This window comes from Microbispora sp. NPDC046933 (assembly GCF_040644635.1).
Taxonomy (GTDB): domain Bacteria; phylum Actinomycetota; class Actinomycetes; order Streptosporangiales; family Streptosporangiaceae; genus Microbispora.
The window spans coordinates 1-15331 of sequence record NZ_JBEYWW010000070.1 but is presented as its reverse complement, the minus strand read 5'-3'; the positions used below and the strand labels follow the sequence as shown (position 1 = coordinate 15331).

The following is a 15331-nucleotide window of genomic DNA, read 5'->3' as shown; positions in this document are numbered from 1 at the left end:
CATCGTCCAGAACGTCACCGGAAGGGCGGTGCGCAGGCCGCCCATGTGACTGATCAGGTTCGAGCCGACGTGGTGGATCACCAGGCCCGCGCATCTACGTGTTCGTCAGGCGTGATGCGCCGGCCGGCGGCTCAGCCCCGGCTCGCCGCCGGGGTGGGGGTCTGGCTGGGCGCGGTCACCGTGGGCTCGAACGCCGTCGCGCCGCTGCCGATGCCGTACGAGCCCGAACGGCCGGCCAGTTGCTCCCGCAGAGCGTAGACCACCACGACACGGCCCGCGGCGAAATCGACCGTGTCAACGGTCGAGACCGCCGAGGCCACGCCGCCGGTGTCGTGCAGCGCCGCGATGACCCCGCCGTTGGCGGAGGCGGTGACGGTGCCCGCCAGTACGGTGCCGAGGGCGCCACTGTCGAGGCCGGCCGCGACCGAGACGATCGCGTTCGTCTGCCGGTCGGCGTCCTCCCCCTCGTACGGCTGAGCCGGCGCGAGCACGATGGCCATCGTCGCGCGCTGCTCGGGGTCGCCGTTCAGGGTCAGGAAGTCGCCGGCCTGGAACGCCTCAAGCACGCCGGTGGCCGCGGGGTTGGCCCGGCCCGCCTGCGCGCGGTCGCTGGTCACGATCGCGCCGGCGAGCATCGCGGCGGCCTTGTCGTACGGCGTGGCCCCGTCGGGGAAGGTGGTGCCGGCCGGGGCGAGGTTGGTGGCCAGCCCGTCCACCACGCTCGCCTGCTCCGCGTCGGTGAACTTCTCGGTCAGGCTGACCCTTCCGGCGTAGGCGGCGCCCGCGCTGGTGACGAGCTTCTCGATCGGGTCACGCAGGGCGGCCGACGCACCGGGAGCCTCGACGAGCACGACGCGCTCGCCCGCGAGCTGGCCGCGCACGAGCTCGGGCAGGTGAGTCGTGACCAGCGAGTCGCCACCCTCCTCGCGGCTCTGCAGCTGCGAGATCTGGGCCAGGTTGCTCTCGTTGGCCTTCCGTAGGGACGCGGTCATCTCCTCTGCCGACTTGAAGAAGGTGGGCTCGAGCACGGTGCTGCCCAGCACGATGCCGACCGTGAGCGCGAGGAAGATCGCCACGATCGAGACGAGGTGATAACGGAAATCGATCACGAGAAGAGTCCGACCAGCCAGAAGATGAAGCCGTTCCAGGCCACGCGCAGGCCGTTCAGCCACACCTGGCCGATCGGCGATACCGAGAGGACCACGCCGATCGTGACCAGCGTGGTGGCCACGAGCAGCAGCAGGGAGGGCGTGGAGATCCGGCTGCGGTAGAGCCTGCTCACGCCCTTGGCGTCCACGAGCTTGCTGCCCACCCGCAGGCGGGTGAGGAAGGTGCTCGCCGCGCCCGACCTGCCCTTGTCCAGGAACTCGTCGAGCGTCCAGTGGGTGCCGACCGCGACGATCAGCGTGGCGCCCTTGTCGTCGGCCAGGAGCATCGCGATGTCCTCGCTCGTCCCGGTCGCGGGGAACACGACCGCCTCCTGACCGAGCTTGCGCACCCGCTCGAGCCCCGGCGCCCGCCCGTCGCGGTAGGCGTGGACGACCAGTTCGGCGCCGCAGCACAGCGCCTTCTCCGAGACGGAGTCGAAGTCGCCCACGATGATGTCGGGCACGTACCCGGCCTCGAGCAGCGCGTCCGCCCCGCCGTCCACGCCGATGAGCACCGGGCGGTACTCCCGGATGTACGGCCGCAGCGTGGCGATGTCCTCCTTGTAGTGGTAACCCCGCACCACGATGAGGGCGTGGCGGTTCTCCAGGGAGGTGCGTATGTCGGGCACGCCGACTCCGTCGATCAGAAGGTCGCGCTCACGCCGGACGTACTCCATCGTGTTCGCGGCGAAGGCCTCGATCTGGACGGCGAGGCCCGCGCGGGCCTCGGTCATCGCCGCCTCTACGCTCTCGGCGGTCTGCGTCTGCCCCTTGCCGACCAGTTCCTCGTCGAGGTAGACCATGCCCTCGTGGACGCGGATCACGTCGCCATCGGCGATGCGCTCGAACAGTTCCGGCGACGCGTTGTCGATCAGCGGGATGCCCGCGTCGATCAGGATCTGCGGCCCGAGGTTGGGGTAGCGGCCGCTGATGCTCGCGGCAACGTTGATCACGGCCGCCGCACCGCACGCGACGAGGGCCTCCCCGCTGACCCGGTCGATGTCGACGTGATCGATAATCGCGATTTCCCCGGGCTTGAGGCGCTTGGTCAGCCTCTTCGTCCGCCTGTCGATTCTCGCCACTGCCGTCACCCCGGGAAGGCCGTCGACCTTCCTGCGGCGGAGGCCCGGAACATTCAAGCTCGGGACCTTCATCATGACCATCCTGCCAGAGGCGGCGACCGCCACGCGTCCACACCCCACGGCTCGTCTGAATTGTCACTGCAAGTCAGGGATGTTGCCGAGGTGCGCCGACCGGGGGCAGCCGAGCCAACGCACACCTTCCGCGACGCCGTCCGCCCCCCGTTCCTCCGCCCCCTCGTCTTCGGGGCTTGACTGCTTCCCGGCGCGCTCTGTTCCAAACGTCACCCCCGTGCGCGCCCCGCCGAGTGTACGCGTCGGGCGGCCCGGCCCTCACCCGGCGGCCGGGTACGGCCATCAGCCCGGCGGGCCGGCACGGCCCGCGGGCGGTCGGCGGATGTACGACGACCTCAGCCGGCGGCCCTCAACGGCCCTCAGCGGCCGGCGCGGCGGCCCGCGCGCTTGACCGCTCCCGGGGACGCCTTCTCCCAGGCGGCCTTGTCGGCGGCGGCGATGGACAGCAGCTCGGCGGCGTGCGCCCGGCCGAGCTCGGAGTCCTCCAGACCGGCGAGCATCCGCGACAGCTCCCGCTCGCGGCCCTCCCGGTCGAGCGTCACGACGCCGCTGCGGACCACCCTGCCGTCGCTCGCCTTCTCGACCACGAGGTGCTGGTCGGCGAAGGCCGCCACCTGCGGCAGGTGAGTGACCACGATGACCTGCGCCGTCCTGGCGAGCTTGGCCAGCCGCCTGCCGATCTCCACGGCCGCCTTGCCGCCCACACCCGCGTCGACCTCGTCGAACACGAACGTCGGAACGGGGTCGGCGCCGGCGAAGACCACCTCGATGGCGAGCATCACCCGGCTCAGCTCGCCGCCGGAGGCGCCCTTGGTCAGCGGCAGCGGCGGCGCGCCCGGATGGGAGGCCAGCCGGAGCTCGACCTCGTCCACGCCGTGCGGGCCGAAGCCGTCCGTGGCGGTGATCGCCACGCTCACCCGGGCGTGCGGCATGGCGAGCGCGGTCAGCTCCTCGGTCACCGCCTGGCCGAAGCGCTCGGCCGCGGCGGTGCGGATGGCCGTCAGCTCACCGGCCAGCTCGCCCAGCCGCTCGGTGAGCTCGCCGTGCTCCCGTGTCAGCTCCTCGATGCGCTCGTCGTCGCCCTCGAGCTCCGACAGCCTCTCGGCGGCCCGCTGCGCCCACGCGAGAACGGCCGTGACGTCCTCGCCGTACTTGCGCATGAGCCCGTTCAGCGCCGCCCTGCGCTCCTGAACCGCGGCGAGCCGCGCCGGGTCGGCCTCGACCGACTCGGCGTACGCGGCCAGCTCGGTCGCGACGTCGGAGACCAGGTAACCGGCTTCGGCGAGGCGGTCGGCGAGCCCGGCGAGCGTGGGATCGAAGTCGCGTACGGACTCCACTGCCGCCTTCGCGTGGCCGAGCAGCGACACGGCGTCCTGCACGTCCTGCGCGCTCGACATCGGATCCCCGAGCAGCGCCGCGTGCGCGGTCGTGGCGGCGGTGCGCAACGCGTCGGCGTGGGAGAGCCGCTCGGCCTCCTCCTTCAGCTCGGCGTCCTCCCCCGCCCTGGGCTCGAGCTTCTCGATCTCTTCGAGGCCGAACCGCAGCACGTCGGCCTCCTGCGCCCGCTCCCTGGCCCTGACGGTCAGCTCGTGGAGCAGCTCGCCCACCTGCTTGTGCCGCTTGTAGGCCTGCTCGTAGGCCCGCAGGGGTTTGACCAGCTCGTCGCCGGCGTAGCGGTCGAGCGCCGCGCGCTGCCTGCCGGGCTGCAGCAGCCGCTGCTGGTCCATCTGCCCGTGCACGGCCACGAGGTCGTCGGCGATGTACGTCAACGTGCCGACCGGCACGGCACGGCCGCCCAGCCAGGCGCGGGAGCGCCCCTCCGCGGAGACCGACCGGGAGATGATGAGCTGCCCGTCCTCGACCTCGCCGCCGACGTCGGCGACCTGCTGGGCCACGCGGCCCTCCGGCTCGATCACGAGCGTGCCCTCGATCATCGCCTTGTCGGCGCCCGGCCGGACCCTGGCCGGGTCGGCCCGTCCCCCGAACAGCAGGCCGAGACCGGTGACGACCATCGTCTTGCCGGCCCCCGTCTCACCCGTGACGACGGTGAATCCCGGTGACAGCTCCAGTACGGCTTCGTCGATCACGCCGAGCCCCTGGATGCGGACCTCCTCGACCCGTGGCCGCACTGGTCCCTCCCGTTTTGCCGACCGAACTCGCCAGAGATCCTACGCGTAACTCGTCAAGATTTTCGAGGACGGCGTGTCCAGCCCGCGACCCGAACGAGAATCTGTGGACACGAAAGCCCTGCTCATCCGGCATATCACCACCAACCGCCACAGCCCGCTGTGGAAGGCGGCGCCTCTCGCGGTCAGCCGGAGCGTACGCGGCCCCGCCAACCCTGGACGGGCAGTCCGAACTTCGCGACCAGGCGGTCGGTGAAGGGCGCCCCGGTGGTCTCCACACCGAGCAGGCGGGCCAGCCGTACGGGCACCTCGCCCCTCCGGACCTCCACTCGGGCGCCGGGCGGGATGTCGAAGCGGCGGCGGCCGTCGCACCACAGCACACCGGCGCTGGTGTCGGGGAGGATCTCCAGCGCGAGCGTCGACTTCGGCGACACCACCATCGGCCGGGCGAACAGGGCGTGCGCGCTGTTGGGCACCAGGAGCAGCGCCTCCACCTCGGGCCAGACGACGGGACCGCCGGCCGAGAAGGCGTACGCCGTCGACCCGGTGGGGGTCGCGCAGATCACGCCGTCGCACCCCCAGCGCGACAGCGGGCGGCCGTCGATCTCCGCGACGACCTCCAGCATGCGGTCCTTCTTCTCGACCGACGCCTCGTTGAGCGCCCAGGTCCGCGCGAGCACCGAGCCGTTGAGGCGCACGACGACCTCGACCGTCATGCGCTCCTCGACCTCGTAGCGGCCCTCGACCACCAGGTCCACCACGGACGCCAGGTCCTCCACCTCCGCCTCGGCGAGGAAGCCCACGTGCCCCAGGTTCACGCCGAGCAGTGGCACCGCGGCCGGGCGGGCCAGTTCGGCGGCGCGCAGCAGGGTGCCGTCACCGCCCAGGACGATGATCAGCTCGACCTCGTCCAGCACCGCCCCGCCATCCGGGACCACCTCGGCGTGGGCGCAGCCGAGCTCCTCGGCCTCCTCGTCGAGCACCCGGACGTTGATGCCCGCCTCGATCAGCCGTTCCATCACCAGGCGGGCGCTGCGCACGGCCGCCTCCCGGCCCGTGTGCGCCGTGACCAGGACGGTCCTCTTGGCGTCCGCCCGGTCGCCCGCCGCGCCACCCGTGCTCATCGCGCTCATCGTCTCCACGCCTCGCCGCCCGCGCTCACCGGGGTCCCTCCGCGACCGCCGTGTCGATGGCCGCGTCCACGTCGGGCACGGGGTCGTGTCCCGGCCCCTTCCCGAGCCAAAGAACGTATTCCACGTTCCCCGACGGCCCCGGCAGGGGGCTCGCCGTCACGCCCTTCACCGTCAGGCCCAGCGAGCCCGCCGCCGCCGCGACCTCCCGCACCGCCTGCGCCCGCAGAGCCGGGTCGCGTACGACGCCTCCCGAGCCCACGCGCTCCTTGCCCACCTCGAACTGCGGCTTGACCAGCATCGCGAACTCCGCCACCTCGGCCGCGCAGCCCACGAGAGCCGGGAGGACGAGCCGGAGGGAGATGAAGGACAGGTCACCGACGATCAGCGTCGGCGGCTCGCCCACCATCTCCGGGGTCAGGTCGCGGACGTTGACCCGCTCCATCACCGTGACCCGCTCGTCCGTACGCAGCGACCAGGCGAGCTGGCCGTATCCCACGTCGACCGCGAGCACGTGGGCGGCCCCGTGCCTGAGCAGCACGTCGGTGAAGCCGCCGGTCGAGGCTCCCGCGTCGAGGCACCGGCGCCCCTCGACACGGAGCCCTTCGAACGCGCGCAGCGCGCCGAGCAGTTTGTGCGCGCCCCTGGACACGTAGTCGGGGCCCTCCGCCGCCTCGGCGACCACGATGGGGGCGGCGGTGTCCACCTGCGTGGCCGCCTTGCCCGCCACGCGGCCTCCGACGCTGACCCGGCCCGCCTCGATGAGCTGGGCCGCCTGCTCTCTGGACCGGGCGAGCCCGCGGCGCACAAGCTCGCTGTCCAGCCGGACGCGCTTCACCGGGCCCGCCCCGCCGCGGCGTCCCGTGGCGTCCGGACCGGCGTCCGGCTCGTGACGGCCGCGGCCGCTCCCATGGCGCTCACTGACCGCTCTCCCGGCCGCCGTGGGCTTCGGGCTGCCGCCCGCCGGCATCCTCCACGGACGCGAGCACCGCTTCGAGGCCGGCGAGGACCTGCTCGAAGACGCCCACGTGCTCGGACACCGGCGCGTGAGCCAGCCGTCCGAGAGGCGACAACGCGGCCTGCACGCCGTCGGCGCCCGAGGCGAGGTGTTCCCCGGCCGCGATCCCGCTGTCCGTCATGGTCCCTTCCTGCTCCGATCGGCTGCCCGTCACGCTTCCCGGCGCGGCTCCATGCTCGCGCCGGAGCTTCGGCCCGGCTCTCCCCGGACCGGGCTCCGGACGTCACCCGGACGCCGCACGCGGCCCCATGCCGCGCGGTCCCGCCCGTACGGGCCCCTGCGGCACTGGTCGCCTCGACGCTATCGGACCCCACCGACGATCGTGCGCATCCTGCCGTTCCGCAGGGGTCCGCGGGCCGTGCGTCCCGTGATCTCGTACGCACGGGGAGGCCGCGCTCACCCCACCGTCCCTTTGATTGCGAAATCTACGGCTCGCGGACCACCGAGCTCGTGCCGTTGCCTATCCATGGCCCGCCGCGGATTTCGCGCGGGCCGCCCGTGGAAAGCTACTGTCGGTAGGTAGAGGGGAATCACATCGTCGACCGGTGATCCGTGCGCGGTTCACAAGGAGACACGGTCCGCGAGGAGAAAGGCAGGCGCATGGCGACCGTCGAGGAATGCCGGGCGGCGCTGGACAAACTCGTCGAGCAGTTCGACGAGATAAGCGAGGAGGACCGTGCCAAGCACGTGGTCGAACGCCGGCTGGCCTGCCGGATCTCCGACCTCGGCGTGACGTTCTACGGTCGCATCCACCGGAACGGGCTCGACCCCTTCAAGGAGGTGCCCCCGGAGGACGGCCGGCCCGCCGAGGTCAAGCTGACGCTCAAGAGCGAGGACCTGGTCTCGATGGTGAACGGCGAGCTCGACATGGGCCGCGCGCTGCTGAGCGGGCGGGTCAAGATCGACGCGAGCCTCGGCGATCTGCTGCGCCTTCGCAAGCTCCTCTGACTCGAGCTCGTCTGACCGCTTTCGCGAAGACCCCGCCGAGCAGAGCCGGTCCGGACCGCGAAAGGCGCCGTTGAACGGCGGCCGAGCCCCGAAACCGGGATGGCCGGCCGCTGACGTCGATCAGCGGCCGAGCCCCAGACTGGGATAGCCAGTCCTGACATCGAACGGCGGCCGAGCCCCAGGCTGGACTGGCCGCTCCTGACGTCGATCAGCGGCCGAGCCCCGCGAGGGCTGCCTTCACCGCGTCCTCGTCCGCCCGGCCGTTCCCTGCCGCTTCCCAGGTGGCGGCGCACGCCGCGCGCAGTCCCTCGACGGGATCGCCCTCTCCACTGAGCACGAGCTCTCCGTCCCGCCACAGGGCCGTCCAGCCGCCGCAGGTCCAGCCGCCCGAGCCACGCCGTGCGGGGACCACGGAGGCGTGCAGGCCGGACAGGTCGGCGGCGATGTGGGTGGGACGGTGGTGAGGCGCGGCGGTGAGCACGTCGAGAGGACCGGCGACGCCGGTCAGCACGAGCAGGCTGTCGACCCCGGCCCGGGTCGCGCCCTCGATGTCGGTGTCGAGCCGGTCGCCGACGATCAGCGGCCGCTCGGCGCGGGTGCGGATCATCGACTCACGGTGCAACGGCGGCTCCGGCTTGCCCGCGACCACGGGTTCGACGCCGGTCGCGGTGGCGATCACGCGGCTCATCGACCCGTTCCCGGGCTGCTCGCCCCGGCCCGTCGGCATGGTCGTGTCACCGTTGGCCGCGACGAACCACGCTCCCTGACGTACGGCGAGCGCCCCTTCGGACAGCAGCCCGTAGGACAGGTTGTCGGCGATGCCCTGGACCACGGCGGCCGGCGCGTCCAGAGCCGTGGTCACGGGGCGCAGGCCATGCTCGCGCAGGGCCATCCGCAACCCCATGCCGCCCACCACCAGGACGGCCGAGCCCGCCGGCACGTGCTCGGCGACCAGCCGGGCCGCCGCCTGCGCGGACGTCACCACGTCCTCCGGGGCGGCCGGAATGCCGAGGTGGCTGAGGTGCTGCGCGATCGCCCCCGGCGTGCGGGACGCGTTGTTCGTCACGAACGCGAGCCGCACGCCCAGGTCCCGGGCCTTCACCAGCGCCTCCGGGGCGCCGGGGACCGCGTGTTTGCCGAGATAGACGACGCCGTCGAGGTCGAGCAGCAGCGTGTCGTAGGCGTCCACGAGCACGCCGGTGGTTTCTGGCATGTGGGAAGTATGGCCTACAGTCACGCCCGCCTCGCCCGCAGCGTGGCCCTGACCTGTTTCAGCGCGGACACGTAGTGCCGCAGGTCGGGGCGCATCGCGACCGCCACCGCGAGGGGCTCCTGCGCTCCCTCGATGTCTCCGCTGCGCCACAGCGACAAGCCGAGACCGAAGTAGGCGTAGTCCTCGGCGGGGTTGGCGTCGACAATCCAGCGGAAGCTGCCGGCGGCCTCGTCGTAGCGCTTCGAGTTGAACTGGGCCCGGGCGAGGGCCTCGCGGATGCTGCGGGAGTCGGGCTCGGCGCGTGCGGCGTGTTCCAGAATCGCCGCCGCTGCGGCCGGACTGCCCTCTTCGAGCAGTTTCATGCCACGCTTGAACCACTCATAGACGCCGCCGGAAGGCGTACCGCCCGGATCATTGGAAGAAGCAGAGGCCTCGTTTCGTCCTTCGATCATGGGGTAAGCCCTCCTGCACTCCGATTTCACAAGCAACCGGGCACCGCAGCGTCGGGGAGTCCGGGCACTTATGGCAACATGCCCGGTATGGAGAGTTCTGAACGGGCGGGACTGGTGCTACGTCCGTTCCACGGCGTCCGTTACGCGGTGGACGATCTGGCCGCTGTCACCTCCCCGCCGTACGATCTCATCTCCCCTGACGAACTGCGGGAACTGCTCAGTCGTCATCCGAACAACGTAGTGCGCCTGATCCTTCCCGGGATCAGCCACTACGGTGAGGCGAGCGCCGCGCTGGGCGAGTGGCTCGCCGACGGGGTGCTGACGGTCGACTCCCTGCCCGGCCTCTACGTGTACGAGCAGAGCGGGGTCGGTTTCCTTCAGCGGGGCCTGATCGGAGGCGTCGGGGTCGGGTCGACCTCGATCCTTCCGCACGAGAACGTCCTGCCGGAGCCCGTCGCCGACCGGCTCGCGCTGATGCGGGCCACGCAGGCCAACTTCGAGCCGATCTTCCTGCTGTACGAAGGCGGCGGCACCGCCTCCCGGCTCGTCGACGACGTGGCGACACAGCGTTTCCCCCTGATGGACGTCCGGACCCGCGAGGGCGTGCACCACCGGCTCTGGGCGGTGACCGACTCCCACGAGATCGAAGCCGTCGCGGAGGACCTGCATGATCGTCAGGCGCTGATCGCCGATGGCCACCATCGTTACGCCACCTACGAGGCGCTGCAGAAGGACCATGTCGGGCCCGGCCCCTGGGACTACGGCCTGGCGTACCTGGTCGACTCCACCGTCTACCCGCCCGACCTCAGGGCCATCCACCGTGTCATCCCCGGGCTGTCCCTGCAGGAGGCCGCCGCCCGGGCCAAGGGCGCCTGGCAGGTCCACGAGTTTCCCTTGGTCGAGGACGCCCTCGCGGGGCTCGCCACGGCGACCGGCCCCGCCTTCGTACTCGCCGGGCAGGGACCCGCCCATCTGCTGACGGATCCGGACCCACTGCAGGTCGAGCACGCCATGCCCGCCGGACAGTCCCCGCGGTGGCGGATGCTCGACACCTCGATCCTCACGACGTTCCTCCTGCCCAAGGTGTGGGGGATCACCGACAGCGAGCAGTCGGTGATGGTCGTGCACCACGACCCGCTCGCCGCCGTGGAGAGGGCGCGCCGGCTCGGCGGAACGGCGGTACTGCTGAATCCGCTGTCCACGGAGGACGTCCTCACGGTCGCGACACAGGGCGAGCGGGTGCCGCGCAAGTCGACCTCGTTCGGTCCCAAGCCCCGTACGGGCCTGGTCATGCGGACCTTCGCCACTGACTGAGCACCTCGCCGACGGACTCCGCCGAGACGGCGTTGCTCTGGTGGTCGCAGGACGACGTCGCCGGAGAGCCGGCGGCCTGACCGCCAGAAGAGCCTGCCTGAAGGCGCACCGGATCCGGCTCACCGCCGGAGGACGCCTCGCCGGCCTCACTGGCGTCACCGGCCTTGCCCGCAGCGACCGCAGCCGTATCACCGGCCTTGCCGGCATTACCGTCCGCAGCCGTATCACCGGCCTGACCAGTCTCGGCAGGGGTGTCGTCATCGGCGTTTGGCGTTCTCCTGCGCGACCTTCTGCGAGGCACCGCCGGTTCGACGCGGCGTGCCGTACGGACCTCGATCTCGTAACGGCTGCCGCCGCGCCACCAACGACGGCGCAGCGCGCCTTCCACCTCGACCAGATCATCGAGTTGCCAGCCGGCCAGCATGTCGCGCACGCCGTCGTCGAGCGTCGCGCACTCGATCGCGTCCGACCGCTGATGGCCCGAGCGGCCTCCCGGCCTGCGGACCGCGAGACGCCACTGCGTCAGCAGGGCTCCACTAGGCAGTTCCCGGTGCGCCGGCTCCATGGACAGCCGCCCGGCCAGCACCACCTCGTTGCGGTGCATGTGATCTCCTCTCTGCCGTGGAGATCACTATGCGTGACCAGGTTGGGCCGGCAGGGCCCTGAATGCCATTCTGTGAATACCGGTTCTAGTTTCAGGAGTGGGCTGTGGACAACGTGACTCCACTCGGCGGCGACGTCTATGAGATCGACACGCGGATGGCGGGCTATTCCGGCATCACCGCGGGTTATCTGATCCTCGGCGACCGCCCCTGCCTCGTCGAGACGGGCACCTCGACCTCGGCTCCCGTGGTCAGGGACGCCCTGTCCTCCCTCGGGGTGGGACCGGACGATCTCGCGACCGTGGTGGTCACCCACATCCACCTGGATCACGCCGGCGGCGTGGGAGACATCGCGAACTACTATCCGTCCGCGGAGATCGTCGTCCATGAGAAGGGCGCCCGCCATCTCGCCGATCCCTCACGGCTCATGGCGAGCGCCAAGATGGTCTGGGGCGACAAACTCGACGTACTGTTCGGCACTCTGGCGCCGACCGACGCGGCCCGCATCCGGGCGCTGGGCGACACGGGGACGATCGATCTCGGCAACGGCCGCACCCTGGCGAGCCACTACTCCCCCGGCCATGCCAAACACCACGTGGGCCTGCTGGACTCGCTCACCGGTGACCTGTACGTGGGGGACGCGGCCGGCGTGTATCTGCCCGAGACCGGAGACCTACGGCCCGCCACGCCGCCGCCGGACTTCGACCTCGACGTCGCCCTCGGTTCGATCGCGCTGTTCACGGCCCTGAAACCGCAGCGGCTGCTGTTCAGCCACTACGGACCGGTGGAGGACGTGCCCTCGACCCTCCAACGGTCGGCCGAGGAGCTCCGCATCTGGGTCGACCTCACCAGACGGGCCAGGGCCGAGGGCCTCGACCTCGATCACGCCGTCGCCATGGTGCGCGACCGGACGCGGGAACGGTACGCGGCGCTACACGCCGACGAGGCCACCGCCGAGCAGTTCGAGCTGCTCAGCGGCGCGCCGTCGAACGTCGCGGGGATCATGCACTGGCTGGACCGCGGCCCACGCTGACCTCCGGATCCCCGATCATCGCCCCCTGGGGCGCGGCCTCCTCCGGACACAAGTACGGGCGCCGCCGAGGCGGCGCCCGTAGGGGACGTCAGGGCTGGCGCTTCACCCGATCCTCGGAATCCTCCGGGTCGTCGAGCACGTCGCCGAAGTCCGGCTCGATGAACGCGGGGCCGTAGGACGGCGCGCTCTCCTTGGCGGAAGGCCGCTCGGCTCCGTCGGCGTCGCGCGTCTCCTCTCCGCCCGGTGCCGGCGTTGCCGCCGGCGCTGCCGGTACCTCCGATGCGGAGGGTACGTCCGGTGCGGGCACCGCGCCGGACGGGGACCTCGCGGCACCATCGTCGCCGTCCGCCGAATCAGCCGGGAGATCGTCCTCGTCGGAGAGGTCGTCGTCCCGGGGGCCGCCGGGGAGGTCCGCCTCGTCCTCCTCGTCCTTGGCCGCTTCCCGGATGCCCTCGTCGTCCGTGGCGGCGTCCCGGATGCCCTCGTCGTCCGTGGCGGCGTCCCGGATGCCCTCGTCGTCCGTGGCGGCGTCCTGGATGCCCTCGTCGCCGATTTCCTCCTCGCCTTCCTCCTCGTCGTCGAGAAGGTCGTCCAGGAGGTCACCCGACTCGTCGTAGCCCTCCTCCAGGTCCTCGATGAGTCCGCCGGTCAGCTCGGCGTAACGTTCGGCCGCGTCGGTCTCGCCGTCCTCGTCGAAGGCCATGGCACGGGCGAACCAGTCGGTCGCCGCTTCCTCGTGACCCGCGTCGGCCAAGGCGTCCGCGTACGCGAAGGCGAGACGTGCCGACCAGGGCTTCGGCTGGGGGTCGCGCAACTCCGGAACCCGCTGCAGCGTGATCACGGCCGCGTCGTGCTGGCCGAGGTCGCGACGGGCCCCGGACTCCACGATGGCCAGTTCGATCCTGCCCGCGCGGTCCAGCCGTTCGGCCTCACGCGACCGGACGAGGTCGAGCGCCCGCTCGGGCCTCCCGAGCCCGCGCTCACAGTCCGCCATGATCGGCAGGTACTCGTCCGAGCCGGTGATCCGTCTGGCCGCGCGAAGGTCGCCCAGCGCCTCGGCGTACTGCCCCGCGTGGTAGGCGGCGATTCCGGTCGCCTCGCGGACCACGCCGATCCTGCCCGCGAAGCGGCGGGCCACCTTCGCGTGCTCGTAGGCCTTCTCCGGATCCTCCGCGGTCAGCGCACGGGCGGCCGCCACAAGGTGGTTGGCCACGAGGTCCGCCAGGTCGTTCGGCAGCGAGCGGAGCTCCGCACGCGCCTCCCGGTCCAGTTCGTCCGGCGTGATGTCGGGGTCGAGCGGAGGGATCTCCTCCCGCGTCCGCGGCCTGCTCTGCTCGTCGGGCCTGCCGTAGCGGGTGCGGCTGCCGCCCCGCTCGTCGCGGCTGAAGGGACGCGCCGCGCCGCGGTCGCCGCTGAACGGCCTGGACTCGTCTCGGTCCCTGCCGAAGGGCCGGGCACCGCGGTCGCCGCTGAACGGCCTGGACTCGTCACGGTCCCTGCCGAACGGCCGGGCACCGCGATCGCCGCCGAACTGGCGTCGTGGCCGGTCCCCTGAGCCCGACTCACGCCCGCGGAACGTCCGAGGCCCTTCCTCACGGTCGCGGCTCGGGCGTCTGTCGTCGCGGTCCCGGAAGGATCCCCCGGGCCTGTCCCCCTGCGCACCGCGCTGCCTGTCGCGGAACGAGTCCCGGTCGCGGTACCGGTCACCACCGGTGTCCTGCCGGTCCCCGTAGGGGCGCCTGGGCCTGTCCTCGCCACCTCTGCCGTCGCGGTCGCCGAACGACCGCCGCGGCCGCTCCTCGCGTCCGAAGGCTCGATCGGTGCCCCGGTCGCCGCCGCGATCGCCGTACGGGCGCCGGGGACGGTCCGGGCGCTCGTACCCGTTTCCGCCCCTGTCGTCACGGCCGTAACCGCGCTCCTGATCCGTACGCCGCGGCGGGCGACTGCCGAACCCGTCACGCTCGTCCCGAGGCGGGAAAGAGCGGCCTTCCCTGCTTTCCCGGCCTTCCCTGCTCTCCCGGCTGTCACGGCCGTCGCGTTCGCGGAAGCCGTAGCGTCCGCCGAAACCGCCCCCCTGACGCTGCGGGCGATCTCCGTACCCGCCTTCCCGCCGATCCGTGCGGCGTTCTCCGTACGGCCGGCTGCCGCGGTCGTCCGAGCGGAACGGGCGTCCGCCCCGTTCCTCGCGATCCCGGGAGCCCTGCCCTCCTCGGAAGTCGTCGCGGTCCCCGTACGGGCGGCGCGGCCGATCGCCACGGGAGGCGTCCCGGTCCTGATAGGCGCGCTCTCTGCGTCCTTCGGAGCCACCGGCTTCCCTACGTCCTTCGAAGCCGCCGGCCCCGCGCGGCCGGTCACCACCGCGCTCGAAGCTTCGCCCCCCGTCGCGGTCGCGGTATCCGCCGCGATCGTCGGTACGGCCACCCGTGCGATCCCCGGTGCCGAAGGGACGGCGACCGCGGTCGTCCCGGTCACGATAGCCGCCGCGCCTGTCACGATCCCCGTAGGAGCCGGTCGCCCTGTCGTCGCGATCACGCGAACCGAACCGTCCCCCGGACGGTCCGCCCTGGTCGCGGTTGCCGCGCCTGTCGGACTGGAACGGGCGCTCGCCGCGCTCGCCGCGGTCGCTGCGGAAGCCTTCTCGCCGCTCTCCATAACGACCGCCGAAGCCGCCGCTTCCTCCGTTACCGCGGAATCCTCCGGAACGCTCAGTCCGGTTTCTGCTCTCTTCGCGGTTGTCTCCGCCACGGCCCGCGCCGTCGCGCCCGTCTTCTCTGTTCACTTCTGTCCTCTGTTGCTTGCTCACCGCGTCCGGTTCGCCGGCCGCAGGGCTCTGTCTTCCCGCTGTCCTGACTGTTGGGGATCTGCCCCATACCCGATGAGTTCCAGGGAAGACACGTTGTTTGCGCCGCAGGTCCGCTGGGATCGCGTCCGCCGCAGCCTTCGCTTCTCGTCCGATGCGACGAAGGCCACCCGTGGTGGGGTGGCCCGGCACTGCCAGCCTAGCGCGCCGTCACCACCGCCCGGGCCTCGACGAGAGCTTTCGTTCCCGTCGACGCAGGTTTCGGCAGGGTGAAGACATGGCCTCATAAACACAGAAAGGCCACCCCGCCTGGGGTGGCCCTTCCATTAAAAGATTGTCCGGCGGTGTCCTACTCTCCCACACCGTCCCCGGTGCAGTACCATCGGCGCTGGC

General features: G+C 71.8%; 13 protein-coding genes. 3 read left to right on the top strand and 10 right to left on the bottom strand.

The annotated features are described in order from the left end of the window. Positions 1-131 precede the first annotated feature (131 nt). The 6 genes from ABZ857_RS43325 to ABZ857_RS43300 all read right to left on the bottom strand — a co-directional run bounded on the left by ABZ857_RS43325 (position 132) and on the right by ABZ857_RS43300 (position 6697). Complete coding sequence (locus tag ABZ857_RS43325) at positions 132-1109, bottom strand: copper transporter (protein WP_357056575.1); 978 nt, start codon at positions 1107-1109, stop codon at positions 132-134. Further along, entirely contained in the window at positions 1106-2302 is a 1197-nt protein-coding gene (gene steA, locus ABZ857_RS43320; protein WP_357056572.1) for a putative cytokinetic ring protein SteA, read from the bottom strand. The genes ABZ857_RS43325 and steA overlap by 4 nt, the downstream gene beginning before the upstream one ends. A 359-nt stretch (positions 2303-2661) precedes the next feature. After that, entirely contained in the window at positions 2662-4431 is a 1770-nt protein-coding gene (gene recN / locus ABZ857_RS43315) for a DNA repair protein RecN (protein WP_357056569.1), read from the bottom strand. Positions 4432-4613: 182 nt separating this feature from the next. Further along, on the bottom strand, positions 4614-5552 hold the full coding sequence (locus ABZ857_RS43310; RefSeq protein WP_357056566.1) for an NAD kinase: 939 nt from the start codon (positions 5550-5552) through the stop codon (positions 4614-4616). A 34-nt stretch (positions 5553-5586) separates the two neighbouring features. Next, complete coding sequence (locus ABZ857_RS43305) at positions 5587-6396, bottom strand: TlyA family RNA methyltransferase (protein ID WP_357056563.1); 810 nt, start codon at positions 6394-6396, stop codon at positions 5587-5589. A 79-nt stretch (positions 6397-6475) separates the two neighbouring features. Then, on the bottom strand, positions 6476-6697 hold the full coding sequence (locus ABZ857_RS43300) for a hypothetical protein (RefSeq protein WP_357056560.1): 222 nt from the start codon (positions 6695-6697) through the stop codon (positions 6476-6478). A gap of 479 nt (positions 6698-7176) precedes the next feature. Here ABZ857_RS43300 and ABZ857_RS43295 point away from each other — a divergent pair, with 479 nt between their 5' ends. Then, positions 7177-7524 carry an SCP2 sterol-binding domain-containing protein gene (locus tag ABZ857_RS43295; RefSeq protein WP_357056557.1) on the top strand — a complete coding sequence of 116 codons (348 nt, stop codon included), beginning with the start codon at positions 7177-7179 and terminating at the stop codon, positions 7522-7524. Positions 7525-7732: 208 nt separating this feature from the next. Here ABZ857_RS43295 and ABZ857_RS43290 read toward each other — a convergent pair whose 3' ends face one another. Together ABZ857_RS43290 and ABZ857_RS43285 are read right to left on the bottom strand one after the other, a co-directional pair. Then, entirely contained in the window at positions 7733-8737 is a 1005-nt protein-coding gene (locus ABZ857_RS43290; protein ID WP_357056554.1) for an HAD-IIA family hydrolase, read from the bottom strand. Positions 8738-8757: 20 nt separating this feature from the next. After that, the gene (locus ABZ857_RS43285) at positions 8758-9189 is read right to left on the bottom strand and encodes a tetratricopeptide repeat protein (RefSeq protein WP_357056551.1); all 432 of its coding nucleotides are present in this window, start codon (positions 9187-9189) and stop codon (positions 8758-8760) included. A gap of 87 nt (positions 9190-9276) precedes the next feature. On the opposite strand from ABZ857_RS43285, the gene ABZ857_RS43280 reads away from it, so the two are divergent. Continuing rightward, complete coding sequence (locus ABZ857_RS43280; RefSeq protein ID WP_357056548.1) at positions 9277-10503, top strand: DUF1015 domain-containing protein; 1227 nt, start codon at positions 9277-9279, stop codon at positions 10501-10503. Here ABZ857_RS43280 and ABZ857_RS43275 read toward each other — a convergent pair. Beyond that, entirely contained in the window at positions 10478-11107 is a 630-nt protein-coding gene (locus tag ABZ857_RS43275) for a single-stranded DNA-binding protein (RefSeq protein WP_357056545.1), read from the bottom strand. The genes ABZ857_RS43280 and ABZ857_RS43275 overlap by 26 nt on opposite strands. A gap of 104 nt (positions 11108-11211) precedes the next feature. On the opposite strand from ABZ857_RS43275, the gene ABZ857_RS43270 reads away from it, so the two are divergent. Next, complete coding sequence (locus tag ABZ857_RS43270; RefSeq protein ID WP_357056542.1) at positions 11212-12138, top strand: MBL fold metallo-hydrolase; 927 nt, start codon at positions 11212-11214, stop codon at positions 12136-12138. An 88-nt stretch (positions 12139-12226) separates the two neighbouring features. On the opposite strand, the gene ABZ857_RS43265 is transcribed toward ABZ857_RS43270, so the two are convergent. Then, complete coding sequence (locus tag ABZ857_RS43265) at positions 12227-14917, bottom strand: hypothetical protein (protein WP_357056539.1); 2691 nt, start codon at positions 14915-14917, stop codon at positions 12227-12229. Positions 14918-15331: the final 414 nt, after the last annotated feature.